Raw genomic sequence first — 19012 nt, forward strand, 5'->3', positions numbered from 1 at the left:
GGGCTTGGCACGCGCTCGCCATGATCTGGGGGGATCAGTGCACGTGCCACGTCGATCTGCTGCGCTCGTAAGACTTTTCGTGTTGGCCGTGGTGCTCGTGCTGGTGGCCGTCGGGTTGCCTTCGTCGTTGCCCTTGTTGGGCGGTAAGAGCGATACGCAGGCGAAGGCGTCCGGGCCGCCCACGCGAGTGCGGGAACTGGCTGAGCGGCGTACGCCGTCGATGCGGGTGTTCGAGCTGTCCAACGGGCAGTTCGAGGCGGAGTTGTCCGCTCTGCCGCAACACTTTCAGGACGCGAAGGGTGCTTGGCAACCGGTTGACACGACCGTGCGCGCGCAGGCTCGCCACGGTTACGTGTTTGGCAACGACACCAACGCGTTCGTCAGTGCGTTCGGCGACAGGACCGATCGGCTGGCCAGCTTCTCGCTCGGTGGCACGCAGGTCGGGCTTGGCATCGACGGCGAGTCCAGGCGGCTCGAGCCGAAGGTCGAGCGCGACTCGGTCACCTACCCGGATGCTTGGGACGGAGCGGACCTGACCTATCAGGTCACTCGTGGTTCCCTCAAGGAGAAGATCACCCTCGCGGCGCCGCCCAAGAACGCCACCTACCGGTTCTCCCTCGATCTGGCTGGTGTCGTCGCGCAGGCGCTGCCGGATGGTTCCATCGGGTTCTTCCGTGCCAACGCGGACGGTCCGCCGTTGTACGTCATGCCCCGACCGTTCATGTTCGACTCCAGCGAGAAGTCGTACAGCGACAAGGTTTCTCAGACGGTCGAGCAGCAGGGTTCGAAGATCAGCGTGACCGTGCGCGCGGATCAGGAGTGGCTCTCGGCGCCGCAGCGCAAGTACCCGGTGGTGATCGACCCGACGATCTCGATCGAGCCGACCTCGAACTCGGGGCAGGACGCGCAGATCTGGTCGGACACCCCCACTCGCAACGATGGCGCCGACTATCGCCTTTCCGTCGGCACAGACAACACCGGCATCGCGCGCAGCCTGGTCAAGTTCGACACGTCGGTGGTGCCGGCGGGGACGAGCATCGCCTCGGCCAAACTGCGGATGTACTACGACAACGAGCTGTACGTCGGCGGCAACGACGTCACCATGGAGGCGCGCCGGGTCACCGCGGCATGGGCCGAGAACACCGTCACCTGGAACACCTCGAACACGGCGTTCGGCGAGGCCGGGTTGTCGACCGCGGTCAAGCGTGCCAACGTCACCCAGGTCTGGAACGAGTGGGACGTCCGGAACATCGCCCAGTCCTGGGTCTCCGGTTCCGCGCAGAACCACGGCTTCATGGTCAAAGCGACCGATGAGACGCTCAATCGCGGCGGTGCGGTTCATCACGCTGCGGAGAACGCCTACAACGGCGACATCGCGACCTTCCCCAAGCTGGTCCTGACCTATGGCCGGCCCGGCGCCGTTCTACACCCGATCACCAAGACCTACGCCAACGGCGCGGAGCTGACGTGGACCCCGTACGCGGGGGATGATCTCGCCGAGTACCAGGTGCACCGCTCCACTTCGCAGGTGTACGCCCCGTCTGCGTCCACCTTGGTCACTTCGGTCGGCGCGCAGGCGACCCGGTTCATCGACACCACGGCGACGCCGACCCCGGACACCGCTGGCGACCTCGACTGGAACCTCTACTACTACATGGTCGTCGCCAAGACTCGCGACGGGCAGCTGATCCCGAGCGCCACGCAGCAGACCCGCACTCCCAAAGCGGGGCAGGTGCGGCAGATCTTCAGGGGTGGTGCGGACACCACGCTCGCCGCCCTCCAGCCGGACACGAACCTCGATGTACTTGCTGGCTCGCCGTGGCTCCAGGTGGGCAACAACGGCACCACGTATGGAAAGACCCGCGCGTCGGTGAAGTTCGACGGTCTTACCGCGATCCCGCCGGGCACCACGATCACCGACGCCGACCTGTCGCTGTGGGCGTTCTACTCCAACGGCAGCGGCGCGACTTTCGACGCACATCCGCTCACCAAGCCGTTCGTGGAGAACGAGGCCACCTGGAACAGGGCATCCACCGCGACAGCGTGGACCACGCCGGGCGGCGACATCGCGACGAGGGCCGACTTCGTCTCCGGAGTGACCGACAAACCCACCTGGCACGTCTGGGAAAACGCCCCCATGGTCCAGGGCTGGGTCGACACACCGTCCTCCAACAACGGTGTCCAGATCAAGGTCCGCGACGAGGCCAGCGTGCAGCAGCGCGTGTTGTTCCTGTCTGACGAGGCTGCGGAACCGATGCTTCGTCCGACGCTCGCCGTGTCCTACGTCGGCACGCCGCCCGCACCGCCCGCCGCACCGATTGTGTCCTCTGTGGACTATCCGGCCGACGGGCAGCCGCACGGAGGTGCGGGCAGGCAGGGCGCGTTCGTGCTCACGCCGGGCAACGGCGTCGCGATCAGCAAGTTCGTCTACCAGCTCGACTCCGACGCGCAGCCGACCGAGGTGCCCGCCACCAGCCAGATCTCGGTGAACCTGACGCCCGCCGCAGCCGGCACCAGGACGCTGACGGTCCGTGCGTTGAACGCGAACGGAGTTTCCTCCTCGGCCACGACGTACAGCTTCGTCGTCGCGGAAGCGCCCCGGCACAAGAAGGTCAAAACCGACTTCAACGGTGACGGGAAGGACGACGTCGTCACGTTCACCCGCGGCGACGGCGCTGACGTGTTCGTCTCGTTGTCCGACGGCACCAAGTTCGTTCAGGACGGGTGGAAGTGGCAGGACCACTTCGCCGCGCAGGACGAGATTCCGCTGACTGGTGACTTCGACGGCGACGGCAAGGCGGACATCGCCCGGTTCACCCGTGGCACGGATGCCCGCGTCTGGGTCGCGTTGTCCGACGGCACGAAGTTCGGGGCGGAGATGAAGTGGCAGGACCACTTCGCAGCCGATGCCGAGATCCCTCTGGTCGGCGACTTCAACGGCGACGGCCGGGATGATGTCGCCGCCTTCACCCGAGGTACCGACGGCGCGGTGTGGGTCGCGCTCTCGGACGGCACGAAGTTCGCCTCGACGCCGGTCAAGTGGCACACCACCTTCGCGCGTGGCACCGAAATGCCCGCCGTCGGTGACGTGAACGGCGACGACAAGGACGACATCGTCGCGTTCGCCGGAGGCGATGCGGCTGACGTGTTCGTAGCGCTGTCCGACGGTACGAATTTCGGCTCGGCCGCCAAGTGGCACGACGACTTCGCACCTGACGCTGCCAGGGGAGCCGTTGGCGATGTCGACGGTGATGGCAAGGACGACATCCTGTCCTTCACGAACGGTCAGGTGACGGTCGCGAGCTCGAGCGGTACCGCGTTCGGCACGTCCCGCCAGTGGCACGCGAACTTCGCGCCAGGCGACGAACTACCCGGTGTCGGCGACTTCACCGGTGACGGCAAGTTCGACGTGGTCACCTTCAGCCGTGACGACACGGCGGATGCTGTCGTCGCGACGTCCGACGGCGCACGCTTCGGAGTGATCACGAAGTGGCACGACCACTTCGCCGCTGGTGCCGAGGTGCCGCGACCGAGCTTGTTCGCCGCCGGACTGGGCACCCCCGCCCCCGTCCCGCCCGCGACGCCGCTGGTGTCCTCTGTGGACTATCCGGCCGACGGTCAGCCGCACGGTGGTCCCGGTAGGCCGGGCGCGTTCGTGCTGAAGCCCGGCAACGCCGTCCCGATCGCGAAGTTCGTCTACCAGCTCGACACCGACGCGCAGCCGACCGAAAGGCCCGCTACCGGCGAAATCACCGTCAACCTGGCGCCTGGCTCGGCCGGAACGCGGACACTGACGGTCCGCTCGTTCACGGCCGGCGGTCTCGCGTCCGCTCCGGCCACCTACACGTTCGTGGTGTCCCAGCCGGTCCAGCCTCCGGTCGCGCCCACCGTCTCGTCCACCGACTACCCGGCCGACGGCCAGCCGCACGGCGCACCTGGCAGGGAAGGCGTCTTCACCCTCAAGCCAGGCAACTCGATTCCGGTCACCGGTTATCGGTGGCAGCTGGACGACGGCGGCTCCACCGACGTCTCCGGTACGGGCGACGTGCAGGTCAGGGCCACGCCCACGACACCCGGCCAGCACACACTGACCGTGCGCGCGCTCGGTGCCGAGAACACCGTGTCGCCCGCGACCACGCACACGTTCGTAGTGGCCGATCCGCCGGGCGGACCTGGTGCGCCCCAGGTGATCTCGTTCGACTACCCGAGCGGTGGAGCTCCGCACGGCGCTCCCGGTCAGCAGGGGACGTTCACCTTCCGTCCGACCGGTTCCACGGCGATCGCGGGGTATCGCTGGCAGCTCAACGGCGGACCGACCTCGGACGTCGCGGGCACCGGCAAGGTGGCGGTCAAGATCACCCCGGCCACCGCGGGCTCGCAGACGCTGACCGTGCGGACGTTCACCAGCACGGGCGCGGTCTCCGCAGCGACGAACTACGTGTTCGAGGTGGCCCAGCTCCCGGCGCCGGGAGCACCGGCGGTGTCCTCCGTGGACTACCCGGCCGACGGTCAGCCGCACGGTGACGCCGGTCGAGAGGGGACGTTCATCTTCCGTCCGATCGGCACGATCGCCGTCTCCGGCTACCGCTGGAAGCTCGACGAGGGCGCGACCACCGACGTGCCGGGCACTGGTGACGTCTCGGTGAGGATCACGCCTCCGACCGGTGGCACGCACACCCTCGTCGTGTGGGCGCTCGGCAGCTCCGGCAGTGCTTCCGCGCCGACGACCTACACCTTCGTCGTCGCCGGCGCGGCTCCGACGCCGTCCACGCCGCTGGTGTCGTCCACCGACTACCCGGCGGACGGTCAGCTGCACGGCAGTCTCGGCCAGCAGGGCGCGTTCACGGTGCGGACGCAGGGTTCCGTCGCCGCCGACGCGTTCCGCTACCAGCTCGACACCGACGCCGCTCCGGCCGAGGTGCCCGCCGGCACGGGTACCGTGACGATCAACCTCACCCCGGTCCGCTCCGGTCAGCGCACGCTGACGGTCTGGGCGAAGGTCACGTCCAGCGGAGTGCTGTCGGCGCCCGCGAAGTACGTTTTCGCGGTCGGCGCGCCCGCCGGTCCGCGTGACTACTTCTACGACGCCGCAGGACAGCTGGCCGGCGTTACCAACAACTCCGGTGAGGCGGCCGCCTACCGGTACGACGCGGCAGGGAACCTCGAGGCGACCGAACGCTACCGCACCGACGTCGCGTCGATCTTCGCCGTGGTTCCGCAACGCGGCCCGATCGGCAGCACCGTCGAGATCAGCGGAACGGGTTTCGCCGCCCAGCCCGCCGACAACAGGGTGACCTTCGACGGTGTCACCGCGCTGGTCACCGCGGCCGCGGCCAACCGGCTCACGGTCGTGGTGCCCGCGGGCACCGGTGCCGGCGCGCTGAAGGTGGTCGCGGGCGGCAAGACTGCGGACAGTCGCAGCCCGTTCGTGGTCACCAGGGGCATTCCCGCACCGGCCATCACGAACGTCTCGGCCAGCCGTGCCAACTCCGGCGACACCGTCACCATCACCGGCACCGGGTTCGACCCGGATCCGGCGCGCAACGTGGTGTTGTTCCACCAGACCACGGCACGGGTGAAGCAGGCGAGCCCGACCGGCCTGGTCGTCGAGGTACCTGCCGCGGCCTCCTCCGGCAAGATCTCGGTGCGCACGCCGGGTGGCACGGCCACCAGCGCGGCCGACTTCCTGATCGCGCCGCGCGGGTTCGTCGTCGACAAGCTGGTGTACGGCGGCCGGATCGAGCTCAGCCGGCCACTCGAACTCGACATCCCCGAGGGCAAGTACGCGGTTGTGCTGATCGACGGCAGGGTCGGCGAGCGGGTGCACCTCGACCTGGAGAACAACACGGTCCCGGTCCGCTCGGCGATGTGGATGTTCACCCCGCACGGCGGCGACTTCGCGCGCCGCACCATGGGCGACCCGCTCGACCTGTGGGCGGGCAGCACGCTGCGCCAGGACATCCCGATGTTCGGTGCCAACGGCACCTACACGATCGTCGTCGCACCGGACGACAACGCGGCGGGCAAAGTCCGGATCACCGGTTCGCACGAGCTGACCGGCGACAAGCTGACCAGGGACGGCACCGGTGTGCCGTTCACCGTCTCGGTGGCCGAGCAGCGTTCCGAGATGCCTTTCACCGCAACGGAAGGCGAGTGGCTGAGCGTCGGCGTGACCGACATCAGCATGCCCAACAACATCTTCAACGTCACCATCACCCACCCCGACGGCCACACCAACACCTGGAAGGCCGATCTCGACAACTACCGGCCGACGATGGTGTTCAAGGCCCGCAGGACCGGCACCTTCAAGCTCGGTGTGACCTTCGGCCCGAACGAGCTCGGCGCCGGCAAGATCTGGCTGTCGGGCGCCATCGACGCGAGCAGGCTCGTGGTCGACGGGCCGAGCACCCTGATGAAGATCAACCGGCCGGGCCAGTCGGTGCGCATGCCGTTCACCGGCGTGAAGGATCAGCCGCTGCGGTTCGCCATCACCGACAACACGTTGCGGGAGAACGGCAGGTCCGGCCAGGCCGCCGGGATCCTGGTCGAGCCGGACGACAACCAGGTCGAGATCCGCACCGGAACCGCCGACATCAAGAACGTGCCCATCAAGAAGAGCGGTGAGCACAACCTGTTCATGAGCGGATGGCAGGCGGTCGGCACCGCGAAGGGCTGGCTGTCGACCAAGGCCGAAGCGGGCAAGGCACCGGTCAACGCGCAGACCAAGGTCACCTTCGACCGGCCGGGCCGGGAGGTCTGGGTCGACATCGACGGGGTCAAGGACAGGCCGCTCAAGATCCTCATCCGGGACAAGAGCCTGCCGGGCAAGCTCGACGCGCGGCTGTACCAGCCGACCGATAACAAGCTGGTCGGTATCGCGATCGACAACAAGATCGATGTCGCGGCGCTGCCCGAGACCGGGAAGTACCGGCTCCAGCTCGATCCGGCCTTCGCCACCACGGGTGAGCTCAAGCTCGCGCTGTCGGAGCCGCTCGACATGGGCGTGGTCCCGGTCGACGGGCCGCTGCTGAGGCCTTCGGTCACCATCCCGGGTCAGACGATCGTCGCCAGGTTCGGGGGCCAGACTGGGCAGCGGCTGAGCCTCGGCTACAGCTCGCCGAACATCCCGTTCGTCAAGCCGACGGTGCGCAAGCCGGACGGCAACGTGCTCGACGGGTTCAGCGCGCTGAGCCTGCCGTTCGGGTTCGACCTGACGACCCTGCCGGTGACCGGCGAGTACAAGATCCAGCTCGAACCGCAGGACGACAGCGGCGGTCCCGCGACCGGTGATCTCGAGATCGGGTTGTCCGGTGAGGTCGACGGTGGCAAGGCCGACATCGGCGGTGCGGCCAAGACGCTCACGTTCACCCGCATCGCGCAGAACGGCAAAGTGACGTTCGACGGCACGGCCAACGACGTGCTGCAGCTCGACATCACGCGCACATTCCCGCACAACTCGGGTGCCTACTACAGTCTGATCGCGCCGGACGGCACGATCTCGCCGCGGCACTCGTTCATGTCGAGGGACCAGTTCAAGCTCACCGCGCTTCGGTTGACGGGCACGTACACGCTGGTCTTCGATCCCGCGACCTACGGGACCGGCACGATGACCGTCAAGGTCAGCAAGCCGGCGGCCGCTGCGGCACAGGAGGCGCAGGGGGAGCGGCTCGATCCGCCGAAGCCGTCGGCAGGCCCGAAGTGCGTTCAGGCCGACCCCGTTCCGGAACCCGCCAAGGGTGCGCCGGCGCCGGAGGGCTCCCACCAGCCTGCGGAACCGGAGCTCCCGCCCACGCCCAAGCCGGAGTCGTGCGCACCGGCGGGTGGCGGGTCCGGCTGGCAGCCGGACAGCGCCAACCTCAACGGCACCGACTGGAACACCCGCTACGACCCGCGGCCCACCAGGGACCGGCCGCTGCAGTTCGCCGTCGGGTTCACCGGTGTGATCGGCAAGATCCAGTCCACCGCAGGACAGGATCTGGTGGGCGTCACGGTCGGCGTGGCGGGCCACCAGCCGGTCGTCACCGACGCCAAGGGCAAGTTCGCGCTGACCGGACTGCCGGACGGTCATGTCGTCCTGCGGGTCGACGGTGGCACCGCGACGAACGCCCCCGGCCGCAGGTTCGGCTCGTTCGACATCGGTGTGGACGTCAAGGGCGGACAGGCGCTCATCCTGCCGTACACGGTGTTCCTGCCGGAGATCGACACTACGGCGATCGTGCACGTCCCGAGCCCCACCAAGGGCGAAACCGTGCTCACCACCAAGTCCATCCCGGGTCTAGAGGTGCGCCTCCCCGCGGGCACCGTCGTCCGTGACGCGGACGGCAACGTGGCGACCGAGCTGTCGCTGACCCCGATCCCGATCGACCGGCCGCCGTTCCCGTTGCCGCCGACCAAGGTCCCGGTGTACTTCACGGTCCAGCCGGGTGGTGGCTACCTCTTCCCCGAGGGCGCCACGATCATCTACCCGAACTACACCAAGGAAGCGCCGGGCACCAGGACCCAGTTCTGGAGCTACGACCCGGACGGCAAGGGCTGGCACATCTACGGCTACGGCACGGTGTCGCCGGACGGCAAGCAGATCGTGCCGGACGCGAGCGTCAAGTTCTACCGGCTGACCGGCGCGATGACCGCGGTTCCCGGCATGAACCCGCCGAGCGTCGCCCCGCGGCCGAACGGCGCCAGGGTCGGCGACCCCGTCGACCCGTCGACGGGCCTGCTGATCGACGAGACCGTCGACATGGTCGTCGACGACATCGCGCCGATCGAGATCAAGCGCACCTATCGGCAGGGTGACCCCGACATTCGCACCTTCGGCGTCGGCACGAGCTTCAACTACGGGCTCTTCCCGTGGTCGCCCGGCGTCATCGGCCAGTTCGTCTTCCAGGAGTTCGACCTGGTCCAGGCCGACGGCAGCAAGATCCACTACCGGAGAACCTCGCCGGGCAAGGACTACGCGGGCGCGGTGTTCAAGGCCGACCCGACGCCGACGAAGTACGACGGCTCGGTGGTCCGCTGGATCGACAGCGGCTGGGACGTGTTCCTGCGCGACGGCTCTGTGATGACGATCGGCGAAGAGGCGCCGCTGCAACAGATCCGCGACAAGTACGGCAACACGACCACGCTCACCCGAGCCACGGCGCCACCGGGCATCGACGGCAAGGTCCGCGCGAACGGCCCGGTCACGCAGATCACCTCGCCCAGCGGCCGTTGGGTGAAGTTCGCCTACGACACCGCGAACCCACCGCGGGTGAAGTCCATTGAGGACAACATCGGCAGGCGCGTCTCGTACACCTACGACGCGACCGGGCACCTGGAGACGGTCACCGACATCCGCGGCGGAACCACCCGCTACACGTGGGAGAACGGTCTGCTCAAGACCATCACCGACGCCAGGGGAATCCGCTTCCTGCTCAACGACTACGACGCGAAGGGCAGGGTCAGGCAGCAGACCGCGGCGGACGGCGGGCTCACCACGTTCGAGTACGTCGAGTCCGGCGATGCGATCGTCGAGACGAAGGTGACCGATGCCAGAGGCCACGTGCGCCGGTTCACCTTCAACGACCGCGGCTCGGTGCTGACCGACACGAAGGCGTTCGGCACGCCGCTTGCCGCGCAGACCACCAACGAGTACGAGGCCGACGGAGTCCGCCTCAAGGCGATGGCCGATGCCTTGCAGCGCAAGACGACCTACGTCTACGACGCCAACGGCTTGGTCAAGGAGAGGACCACTCTCGCGGGTACACCGGAAGCCCGAACCGAGAAATGGGAGCGCAACGGCCCGCACGCGGAGCTGACCAGGTACACCGACATCTTCAACAAGGACACGGTGTACGGCCTGGACGCACGCGGCTCGGTCGAGTCGATGACCGATCCGACGAACCGCAAGACGACCTACGTGCCCGACCAGAACGGGTTGATCACCAAGGTCACCGGTCCGGACAACAAGTCCACGTTGATCGACTTCGTCGGGTCCGACGTCATCAGAACGACAGACCAGCTCGGCCGGGTCACCACGCGCGGGTTCGACGCGTTGGGCCGTGAGGTGGTGCTGGCCGACGCGCGTGGCGCGGTCACCGAGACGTCGTACACGGCAGCCAGTGACATCGCATCGGTCACGGACCCGTTGGGACGTAAGAACTCCTATGAGTTCGACGCGAACGGCAACCAGAAGAAGGTCATTGACGCCCGCGGTGGCGAGACGATCTACGACTACGACCAGATGGACCGCGTCGAGAAAGTCACTGATCCGCTCGGCGCGTTCGAAGAGTTCAGGTACGACGGGAACGGCAACCAGAAGTCGCACACCAGCCGCCGTGGCATCGTCACCGCACACGACTACGACGAGCTGGACCGGCGTTTCGAAAGCCGCTACGGCACTGAGAGCGCGGTGAAACTCCAGTACGACCTCGCGGGCCGGCTGAAGCGGACCGAGGACTCCGTGGCAGGTGTGGCGACCGTCGAGTACGACGGTCTCGACCGGGTCAAGTCCGAGACCACGCCACACGGCAGCGTGTCGTACGACTACAGCCCGACAGTGCGCGACCGGACGATGACAATTCCTGGGCGGCCTGCGGTGCGGCACGTCTACGACGCGCTGGGTGAGCTCTCCGAGGTGCAGCAGGGCGGTACCACGACGACCACCGTGAGCCGTGACATCGCCGGACGTCGGGAAAGGGTGGGTGCGCCTGGAAACGGCGTGTCCCAGGCGTACACGTACAACGACGCCGGTCAGCCCAAGTCGATCACCTATCGGTCGGGCACCACCGTTCTCGGGGATCTGGTCTATGACTACGACGCGAGCGGTCAGCCGATCAAGACCAGCGGCAGCTACTCCCGTGCGATGTTGCCCGAGCAGTTCGGCGTTGCCACGTATGACAAGGCGAACCGGGTTCGCACTGTCGGTGCCTCACCACTCAGCTACGACCCGGACGGCAACCTCCTCTCCGACGGTGTGGCGACGTACAACTGGAACGCACGTGGACAGCTCGCTGGGCAGACGAGTCCCGGCGCGACGTCGAGTTTTGTTTACGGGCCCGATGGGCGCAGACAGAGTCGTACGGTCAACGGCGTCACCACCGACTTCCTGTACGACGGGGTGAACCCCGTGCAGGAGAAGGTGAACGGCGCGGTCACGGCGACGACGACGTCCTCGGGAACTGACAACTTCCTGGTGCGTGAGGCCGGCGGTACGACGCGCCGATACCTGACGGACGCGCTGGGCAGTACGGTCGGGCTCGTCGACAACGCCGGTGCGGGCGCGTCCTACACCTACGAACCGTTCGGCCGGACGTACACCTCCGGCAACGACGGCGGCAACGGGTTCCGGTACGCGGGCCGCGAAGACGACGGCACGGGTCTGTACTACAACCGGGCGCGCTACTACAGCCCTGGCTTGCAACGGTTCCTCAGCGAGGACCCGATCGGGTTCGAGGGCGGAACCAACCTGTACGGCTACGTCGGCAACCAGCCGATGATGCTGACCGACCCGATGGGCACCAAGCCGAACAACAGCAGCAAGCCGGATGATTGCTTCGGCAACAGCTTCACGCCCGGAACGCAGGTCCGGATGGCCGACGGCACCAGCAAGCCGATCGACCAGGTGGAGTTGGGGGAGAAGGTTCTCGCAACCGATCCGGTCACCGGGCAGACCGAGCAACGGGTCGTCATCGCGACGATCACCGGCGAGGGTCAGAAGAACCTGGTCGAGATGTCCATCGACACGGACAACGACGGCAAGGGCGACAACAAACTCACAGCGACTGACGGTCACCCCTTCTGGGTTGCCGAGCCCGGTGAGTGGCGCGACGCCAAGGATCTGCGTCCCGGCAACCTGCTGCGCACTGCCGCGGGAACCTTCGTCCAGGTCACCGCGGTCGAGCTGCTGACCGCGGTGCAACGGGTCCACAACCTCACCGTCGACGGCATCCACACCTACTACGTGGTGGCCGGTGACGCAGCGGTCCTCGTTCACAACTGCAAGAAGAACCAGGGTGTGTACGAGTTCCCCGACCAGTTGAACCCAGGCACGATCTACGTCGGCAAAGCAAACAACTTCGACGTCCGGCTTCGTCACTGGATCGACGAGGGCAGGCTGAAGAGCCGGGCCGATGCGACGTGCACCCACGTGTGCGGCAAACCAAGGGATTTGTACATCGCTGAGTACCTGCGGATGGAGGAGTTGCGCAAACAGGGAGTCCGGTTGAGCAACAAGAACGAGTCGCCGGGTAAGAAGTACTACGAAGAAGACAGACGACGAGGGGAGCAGTTGACCCTGTGGTGACGGAGTTCTGGGACATCATCGGCGAGAACACTCTCCGGACCGAGGCCGATGTGGATGCCGCGTTGGCGCGGGTCTCCGCGCGGCTGGCCCCGCTGCCCACGTACGACCTGCTGAACTTCGTCGACGGCCTGCACGAGGCGTTGTTCAGGCTGGACCGCAGGCAGTTCGCGGAGATCCCGGTCTTCGTGCGGGATCTCGTGATCCCGCAGTCGGAGGACGGTTTCCAGTACGCCAGGTGCGCCTGCGTCCTCGCTGGCCGACGGGTGTTCGAGGAAGTGCTGGCCACCGGCGAGGGGTTCGAGCCCTTCACGGTGCCCGAGCTGCAGTCTGAGCGGCTGTTGTACCTGGCGGGCGAGCACTACGAGGCCAAGATGGGGTTTCCAATGGAACACCGGAGAACGTTTCCGATCGACATGATGTCGAACCCGGACGGCTGGGATTCCCACTAGCCTGCTGGACGATGTTGGGGGGCCTGGTGTCCGCGGACTGGAAGACGGAGCTGGTCGAATGCGGTGATCTGGTGCAGGACGACGTTTCGGGCGCGGCGCCAGGAGTTCGCAGTGCTGTGCGTGAGCTGGTTGAGTTTCACGAGGCGGGCGAATGGCTTTCTGTCGCACCTCAGAGGCGTCATGGACGACCGTGAGTTCTGGGGGCTCATCGACTTGGTGCTCAAGGACCCACCGGCGCGGGACCGGGCCGCGTTCGGTCCGCTTGAAGAGGCACTCGGCCGGGCGGGAGAGGATGAGATCAAGGCGTTCGAGGACCTGCTCGCCAGGCATCTTCACGACCTGGACCGGTCAGAGCTCGCGGCGTTGCCGTCCAGTGCGACCGGGTTGCCGCTGTCGACCGATTCCTTCCTCTATTACCGAGCGGTGGTGGTTCTCGCCGGGGAAGAGGCGTGTCGGTCGGTGCTCGCGGATCCGGAGCAGTTCCGCCGGTTCACCGAACCCGGTGGACCTGAAGCCGAGTTCCTGCTCTACGTGGCACAACACGCGTACGAAAGCTCTACCGGTAAGTAATGGGAGCACGTCAGCCCGCTGGACTACGAGACGGGGTCGAACCCCGATGGCTGGAGCTGAACGCAGGTGTGATCGGCGCGGGTGGAATCACATTGGGAGACGTCGACGTGGTTGACCGGCGAGGGCGGTCCGAGCTGCACTACTGCGCGCTGGAAGGCGCTGTGGAGAAGGCTCGTGCCCTGTTGGCAGCCGGTACCGACCCGGACTGGGTGATCGTGACGGCTTCACTCCGTTGCATCTGGCGGCGCAGCAGGGCAACGCGGAGGTCGCCGCCGTGCTGCGGGCCGCCGGTGCGGCGGTGGACGTGGTCAACACACATGGGAACACCCCGCTCTTCGTCGCTGTCTTCCATTCACAGGGGCGTGGAGACATCATCGAAATGTTGCGTGAGCACGGGGCGAATCCGCGCAAGGCGAACACTTCTGGAGTGACTCCGGTCGAATTGGCTCGGCTGATCGCGAACCACGACGTGCAGCGGTTCTTCGCCGACCTCGACTGGTGAAATACAACTGGGGGATTTGGCTATGAGTGCGTTGGTCAGGTGGAGATGGCTGTTCGCCGTCGGCGTCGTGGTGGCGGTCCTCGGCGGAGTCACCACGGGTGTGGCATCGGCACGAGAGGGGCAGGTGCACCGGCCGTCAAACGCTGAGGTCGTTGCCGGGCAGTACATCGTGCTGCTGAAGCAGACTGGACCCGGGGTGGCGTCGACCGCCGGTGTGCTCGCCGGCAGGTATGGCGGGAAGGTCGAGCGCACCTATGGTTCGGCGCTGACCGGGTTCACCGTGACCGCCACCGAGGCACAGGCGAAGCTCTTGGCCGCCGATCCGAGGGTCGCGCGAGTGGAGGCCGATTCGGTCGTCCGCGGTCTCGGAACCCAGACGACCCCGCCCTGGAATCTCGACCGGGTCGACCAGCACACCACCGTGCTCGACGACGCCTTCACCTACCCTGACAGCGCGGGCATGGGGGTGACCGCCTACGTCATGGACACCGGGATCCGTACCGCGCACACGGAGTTCGAGGGCCGGGCCAGCGTCGGGTTCGATGCCATCGGCGATGGCTGGGACGGTGAGGACTGCAGCACCGCCGGGCACGGTACGCACGTCGCCGGCACCATCGGCGGCAAGGCCTACGGGGTGGCCAAGAAGGTCAAGCTCGTGTCGGTGCGGGTGCTGAGTTGCGAGAACTCCGGCACCGTCAGTCAGATCATCGCCGGTGTCGACTGGGTGACCGCGCATGCCCAGCGTCCCGCCGTGGTCAACATGAGCCTCGGCGGTGGAAAGTCTGTGATAGAGGAGATCGCGGTCCAGAAGTCGATCGCCTCGGGCGTCACCTATGCGGTGTCCGCGGGGAACGAGCAGAAGGACGCCTGCGACAACAGTCCCGCCAACGTGCGCGAGGCCATCACCGTCGGTGCCAGCAACCCGATCGACGAACGCGCGCGGGACTGGAAGGACGATCCCAAGGATCCCGACAAGATCACCGGTGGCTCGAACTTCGGGTCCTGCCTGGACCTGTTCGCGCCGGGCGAGGCGATCAAGTCCGCGCACAACGCGACCGATGCCGCCACGATCACGCTGCACGGCACGTCGATGGCTTCCCCGCACGTCGCGGGCGCCATCGCGTTGCTGCTCGCGGAGACACCGAGCATGACGCCCGCTGAGGTGACCTCCGCGTTGCTCGGCAGGGCGACGTCGGACGTGCTCGCCGGTACGGGTCTGGGCGCCGGCTCGCCGAACAAGCTGTTGTACACGGGGGTTCCGGCGACCGGGGTCTGCACGGTCTCCAACGACACCCGTCAGCCCATCCCCGACGAAGGCTCGGTCACCAGCACGATCAACGTGACGGCCTGCCCCGGCAAGGTTGCCGACACCGCACGAGTACGGGTGCGTGCCGAGCACCCGTTCCGCGGCGACCTCTCGGTTTCCCTGGTGGCGCCCGGCGGCACCGAACGTGTGCTGAAAGAAGCCAACGGCGATGACGCCGTGACCAACCTCGACCTGACCTTCCAGCTTCCTGGTCTGTCCACAACGGACGCCAACGGAACGTGGAAGCTGGTCGTGCGCGACAACTTCGGCTTCGACGAAGGAAGCCTGTCCGGCTGGACATTGACCTTGGCCGAAGCTGCCCCGGCACCGCCCACGCCCGCGGCGCCGGTGGTGTCCTCTCTGGACTATCCCGCTGACGGACGGCCGAACGGCGGTGCGGGCATTCCCGGCAGGTTCGTCCTCAAGCCGGGCGGTGCCCAGGCGCTCAACAAGTACTCCTACCAGCTCGACGGTGACGCGCAGCCGACCGAGGTCGTCGCGGGCGGCGAGATCATCGTTGTCGTCACACCGGGATCGGCAGGTCAGCGGACGCTGACGGTGCGCAGTGCCAACGGCACCGTCCAGTCCGCCCCGACGGCCTATACCTTCACGGTCGCAGGGGCCGGGGACATCGTGGACGGTGGAACCCTGACCGCGGACGGCGTGAGCGTCGCCACGACCATCCCAGCCGACAAGGTGTTGCGCCTTCGCTTCGAGGGCCAGGCGAACGACAAGCTCGGCATCGGCATCACCCCGAACACAGTGAACACCTACAGCAAGCTGTGGGTGCTGGACCCGGCGGGCCGCTCGTTCAGCGTCGAGAAGAACAGCGGCTCCTCGTTCCTCTACCAGGGGCTGGGCCGGGCGGTCCCGCTGCCGACTTTGACGGTCACCGGTACCTACCAGGTGTTCCTCGACCCGGACGGTGCCGGAACCGGCAGTACCACCCTGCAGCTGTCCAGGAACACCTCCGCGATCACCGACGTCGTTGTGCAGGGCACGCCGTTCTCGGTGACCAGGTCGGGCCAGTTCGCCGAGTTCACCATCGACGGTCAGCTCAACTCCTGGTACGACCTCGGTTTCACCGACTCGCCGGGCAACTCCATCCTGATCTCGGTGGACGTGTTCGACCAGAAGGGTGCGCGCGTCGGTAGCCCGCAGTACCTGTACCCGGCCAACGCGGGCCGGTTCAAGACCGAAGGGGCCGGGAAATACCGCGTGGTGCTCGGGCACTTCTTCGGCGAGAGTTCGGGCAACGCGAAGTTGTGGCTGTCGAACGAGATCAACGCCGGTGACGTCACCACCGCGCAGGCAGGCCGGCCGCTGACCCTGAACCGGCCGGGCCAGCATGCCCGGATGAGGTTCGACGGGACGCAGGGACAGCGGCTCGGCGTCGGCTATGCGGACACGAGCTTGACCAACGGCGGTCTGCCCAGGGCGTTCGTCGTCGGTCCCGACGGGGTGACGAAGTCGGTCGAGGGCTACGTCAACGGCGGGACCTTCCCGGCGTTGACCACGACCGGCAGTCATGACCTGCTCGTCAACGCGGGCTCGAACAGCGGAACGCTGACCTCGTGGCTGTCCGCGGACGTGGACCTGGGTGTCATGACCACCACCGGCGCGCAGAAGACCGCCTCGCTCTCCCGGCCAGGGCAGCACGGCAGGGCGAGGTTCGACGGGGTGGCGGGCCAGCGGCTCAATCTCGGCCTCACGACTTTCTCGGCTGGCTTCGGGGAACACGTCGTGCGCTTGATCAGGCCCGATGGAACTGTTGTCGACTACGGAATGAACCCGGCGCCTGGCAGCGTCGTGTTCGACGTCCTGCCTGCGACGGGTACCTACGAGGTCGTCGTCAAGTCGAGCAACGGCAACGGAATCACCGGCTCGGTCTCGCTGACCCTGTCCGCGCCCGTCAACGCGGGGACGGTCACGATCGGCGGCCCGACGGTGAGGATCTCGGTGAGCAGGGCCGGTCAGGACGGCCAGGTGTCGTTCACCGGTGCCGCTGCCGAGAAACTGAGGCTGAACACGAGCGGCAGTACGTTCAGCAACAAGGCGTTCAACCTCACGATTCTCAAACCGGACGGGGCTCCCTTGGTGGACAGGAACTTCAGGCCCGACCAGGGTGCGTTCGACCTGCCGGTGCTGCCTGTTTCGGGCTCCTACACGGTGTTGATCGACCCCGCCGTCGCGGGCACGGGTTCGGTCAACACCGGCCTCGTCAGGGTGCCGTGAACGTTGGCAGGCGGACGTTTCTGGCCGCCGTCGGAACGGGACTGGCGGGCTGCACCGCCAGTACCTCTTCCGCTCCGGAGGCATCCAGGCCTGTTCCGCGACAGCCAGGTGTGGTGACACCTGCACTGTCCACAACGGAGCTGATGGCCTTCGATGTCACCGCCCGCGATCGTGCAGGACTCGCGGACGTGTTGGGCGCCTTGAGCTCCCCGGTTGCGGGTGCCGTGGTGACGATCGCCGTGGGCGCGTCACTGTTCGACGGCCGGTTCGGCCTCGAGCGCCCGCGCCGGTTGACGCCCATGCCGTCGTTCCGCAGCGACGTGCTGGATCCGGCCTGGTGCCATGGAGATCTGCTCATCCAGGTGAGCGCCGACACCCAGGAACCGGTAGACGCCGCGGTGGCACGGCGGATACCGGGTCTGATTCCGCGCTGGCGGATGGCCGGGTTCCATCCGGACGGTACGCGCAATCTCTTCGGTTTCCGCGAAGGAACAGGGAACCCCGACGCGTCCGACGCGAGTCTGATGGACAGGCACGTGTGGGTTCAGCCCGGTGACGACGAACCGGCGTGGTGTGTGGGCGGCAGCTATCAGGTCGTCCGCCTGATCCGGCTGGCGATGCCCAGCTGGGACGCGGAACCGCTCGAGGTCCAGGAACGGGTCTTCGGTCGCACCAAGGACACCGGTGCTCCGCTAGGCCAGGCCGCCGAGCACGCCGACCCCGGTTACCCGAGTGATCCAGGCGGCCGACGCATCGCGCTCAACGCCCACATCCGGCGCGCGAACCCGCGGACCCCGGAGAGCGAAGCGCACAAGATCCTGCGTCGCGGGCACTCTTACCGGCTCAGCCCGTCGGATTGCGGCCAGATCTTCGTCTGCTACCAGCGCGATGTGGAACTCGGCTTTGCCACCATCCAGCGTCGGCTGGCCGGTGAGGCGCTGGAGAAGTACCTACTGCCGTTCGGTGGGGGCTACTACTTCGTGCTGCCGGGTAGCGACGGTGACTACGTGGGCAAACAACTTGTGGGCAGTAACGCCGGTTAGAGACGGTCCGCTCTGGGGCGCCAGGCTCTCGCTCCGCCAATGCGATCTGGCCTCGATGGCTGCGGATTCACGGACTCCTTTACCCGGCTGGTTACACTCAGCGGTGACCTGGAAGAGCAGGCCGGAGCATGCCGCTCAGTCGCTGGGGGTCAAGGGGTCGCAGGTTCAAATCCTGTCGTCCCGACGGCCAATGACCAGCGGGTTTACCTTTCGAGGTAGACCCGCTGGTGTCGTTTTTGCCCGATTATGGTCGCAATGTGGTCGCGCTATGCCGCGTCGGCCTTCGCGAGCGCGGTCTCGATCGCCTTGACCGCGTCGAGCGCGACGTATTTCAGCAGGTGGCCGTAGATCTCCGTGGTCGTCGACAAGGTCGAGTGGCGCAGCGTCTTGGATGCCATGGCCAGCGGAATCTGCGAGCCGAGCATCGTGGTCGCGGCGAAGTGACGTAGGTCGTGGATGCGGATTCTGGGTAGCCCTGCCTGCTCGGTGAGTTGATGGAACCGCCGGAGGACGTACTCGGGCCGTAGCGGTTGCCCTCCGTGAGGTTCACCCCAGGCAGTGGACACCGAGTTAGCAGGACCAGCGGTTCTGCTGAAAGGATGTCCTCATGCCTCCTCGGAAGCGCCG

7 protein-coding genes are annotated in these 19012 nt (G+C 67.0%); 6 read left to right on the plus strand and 1 reads right to left on the minus strand.

All coding sequences use genetic code 11. The annotated features are described in order from the left end of the window. Positions 1-88 precede the first annotated feature (88 nt). The 6 genes from DI276_RS48295 to DI276_RS48320 all read left to right on the plus strand — a co-directional run bounded on the left by DI276_RS48295 (position 89) and on the right by DI276_RS48320 (position 18385). Entirely contained in the window at positions 89-12280 is a 12192-nt protein-coding gene (locus DI276_RS48295; protein WP_232837440.1) for a DNRLRE domain-containing protein, read from the plus strand. Beyond that, positions 12277-12729, plus strand: a complete 453-nt coding sequence (locus DI276_RS48300; RefSeq protein WP_157985404.1) for a DUF4240 domain-containing protein — start codon at positions 12277-12279, stop codon at positions 12727-12729. The genes DI276_RS48295 and DI276_RS48300 overlap by 4 nt, the downstream gene beginning before the upstream one ends. Before the next feature lie 180 nt (positions 12730-12909). After that, complete coding sequence (locus tag DI276_RS48305) at positions 12910-13299, plus strand: DUF4240 domain-containing protein (protein ID WP_112277029.1); 390 nt, start codon at positions 12910-12912, stop codon at positions 13297-13299. 205 nt (positions 13300-13504) lie between these two features. After that, entirely contained in the window at positions 13505-13801 is a 297-nt protein-coding gene (locus DI276_RS51710) for an ankyrin repeat domain-containing protein (protein ID WP_198681359.1), read from the plus strand. 22 nt (positions 13802-13823) lie between these two features. Beyond that, positions 13824-17342, plus strand: coding sequence for a S8 family peptidase (locus DI276_RS48315; RefSeq protein ID WP_112277031.1), 3519 nt, complete (start codon positions 13824-13826; stop codon positions 17340-17342). 113 nt (positions 17343-17455) lie between these two features. Beyond that, positions 17456-18385 carry a Dyp-type peroxidase gene (locus DI276_RS48320; RefSeq protein ID WP_157985405.1) on the plus strand — a complete coding sequence of 310 codons (930 nt, stop codon included), beginning with the start codon at positions 17456-17458 and terminating at the stop codon, positions 18383-18385. A 266-nt stretch (positions 18386-18651) separates the two neighbouring features. Here the strand turns inward: DI276_RS48320 and DI276_RS48325 are convergent, their stop codons facing one another. Beyond that, a complete protein-coding gene (locus DI276_RS48325; protein WP_112277035.1) occupies positions 18652-18951 on the minus strand; it encodes a tyrosine-type recombinase/integrase in 300 nt (99 codons plus the stop codon). Positions 18952-19012 lie beyond the last annotated feature (61 nt).

Source organism: Lentzea terrae (assembly GCF_003265345.1).
In the GTDB taxonomy this organism is placed as follows: Bacteria; Actinomycetota; Actinomycetes; order Mycobacteriales; family Pseudonocardiaceae; genus Lentzea; species Lentzea terrae.

Bases quoted from the DNA above. Each gene is read 5' to 3' on its own strand.
- DI276_RS48305 (WP_112277029.1), top strand. From the start codon at position 12,910: ATGGACGACCGTGAGTTCTGGGGGCTCATCGACTTGGTGCTCAAGGAC.
- DI276_RS48315 (WP_112277031.1), top strand. From the start codon at position 13,824: ATGAGTGCGTTGGTCAGGTGGAGATGGCTGTTCGCCGTCGGCGTCGTG.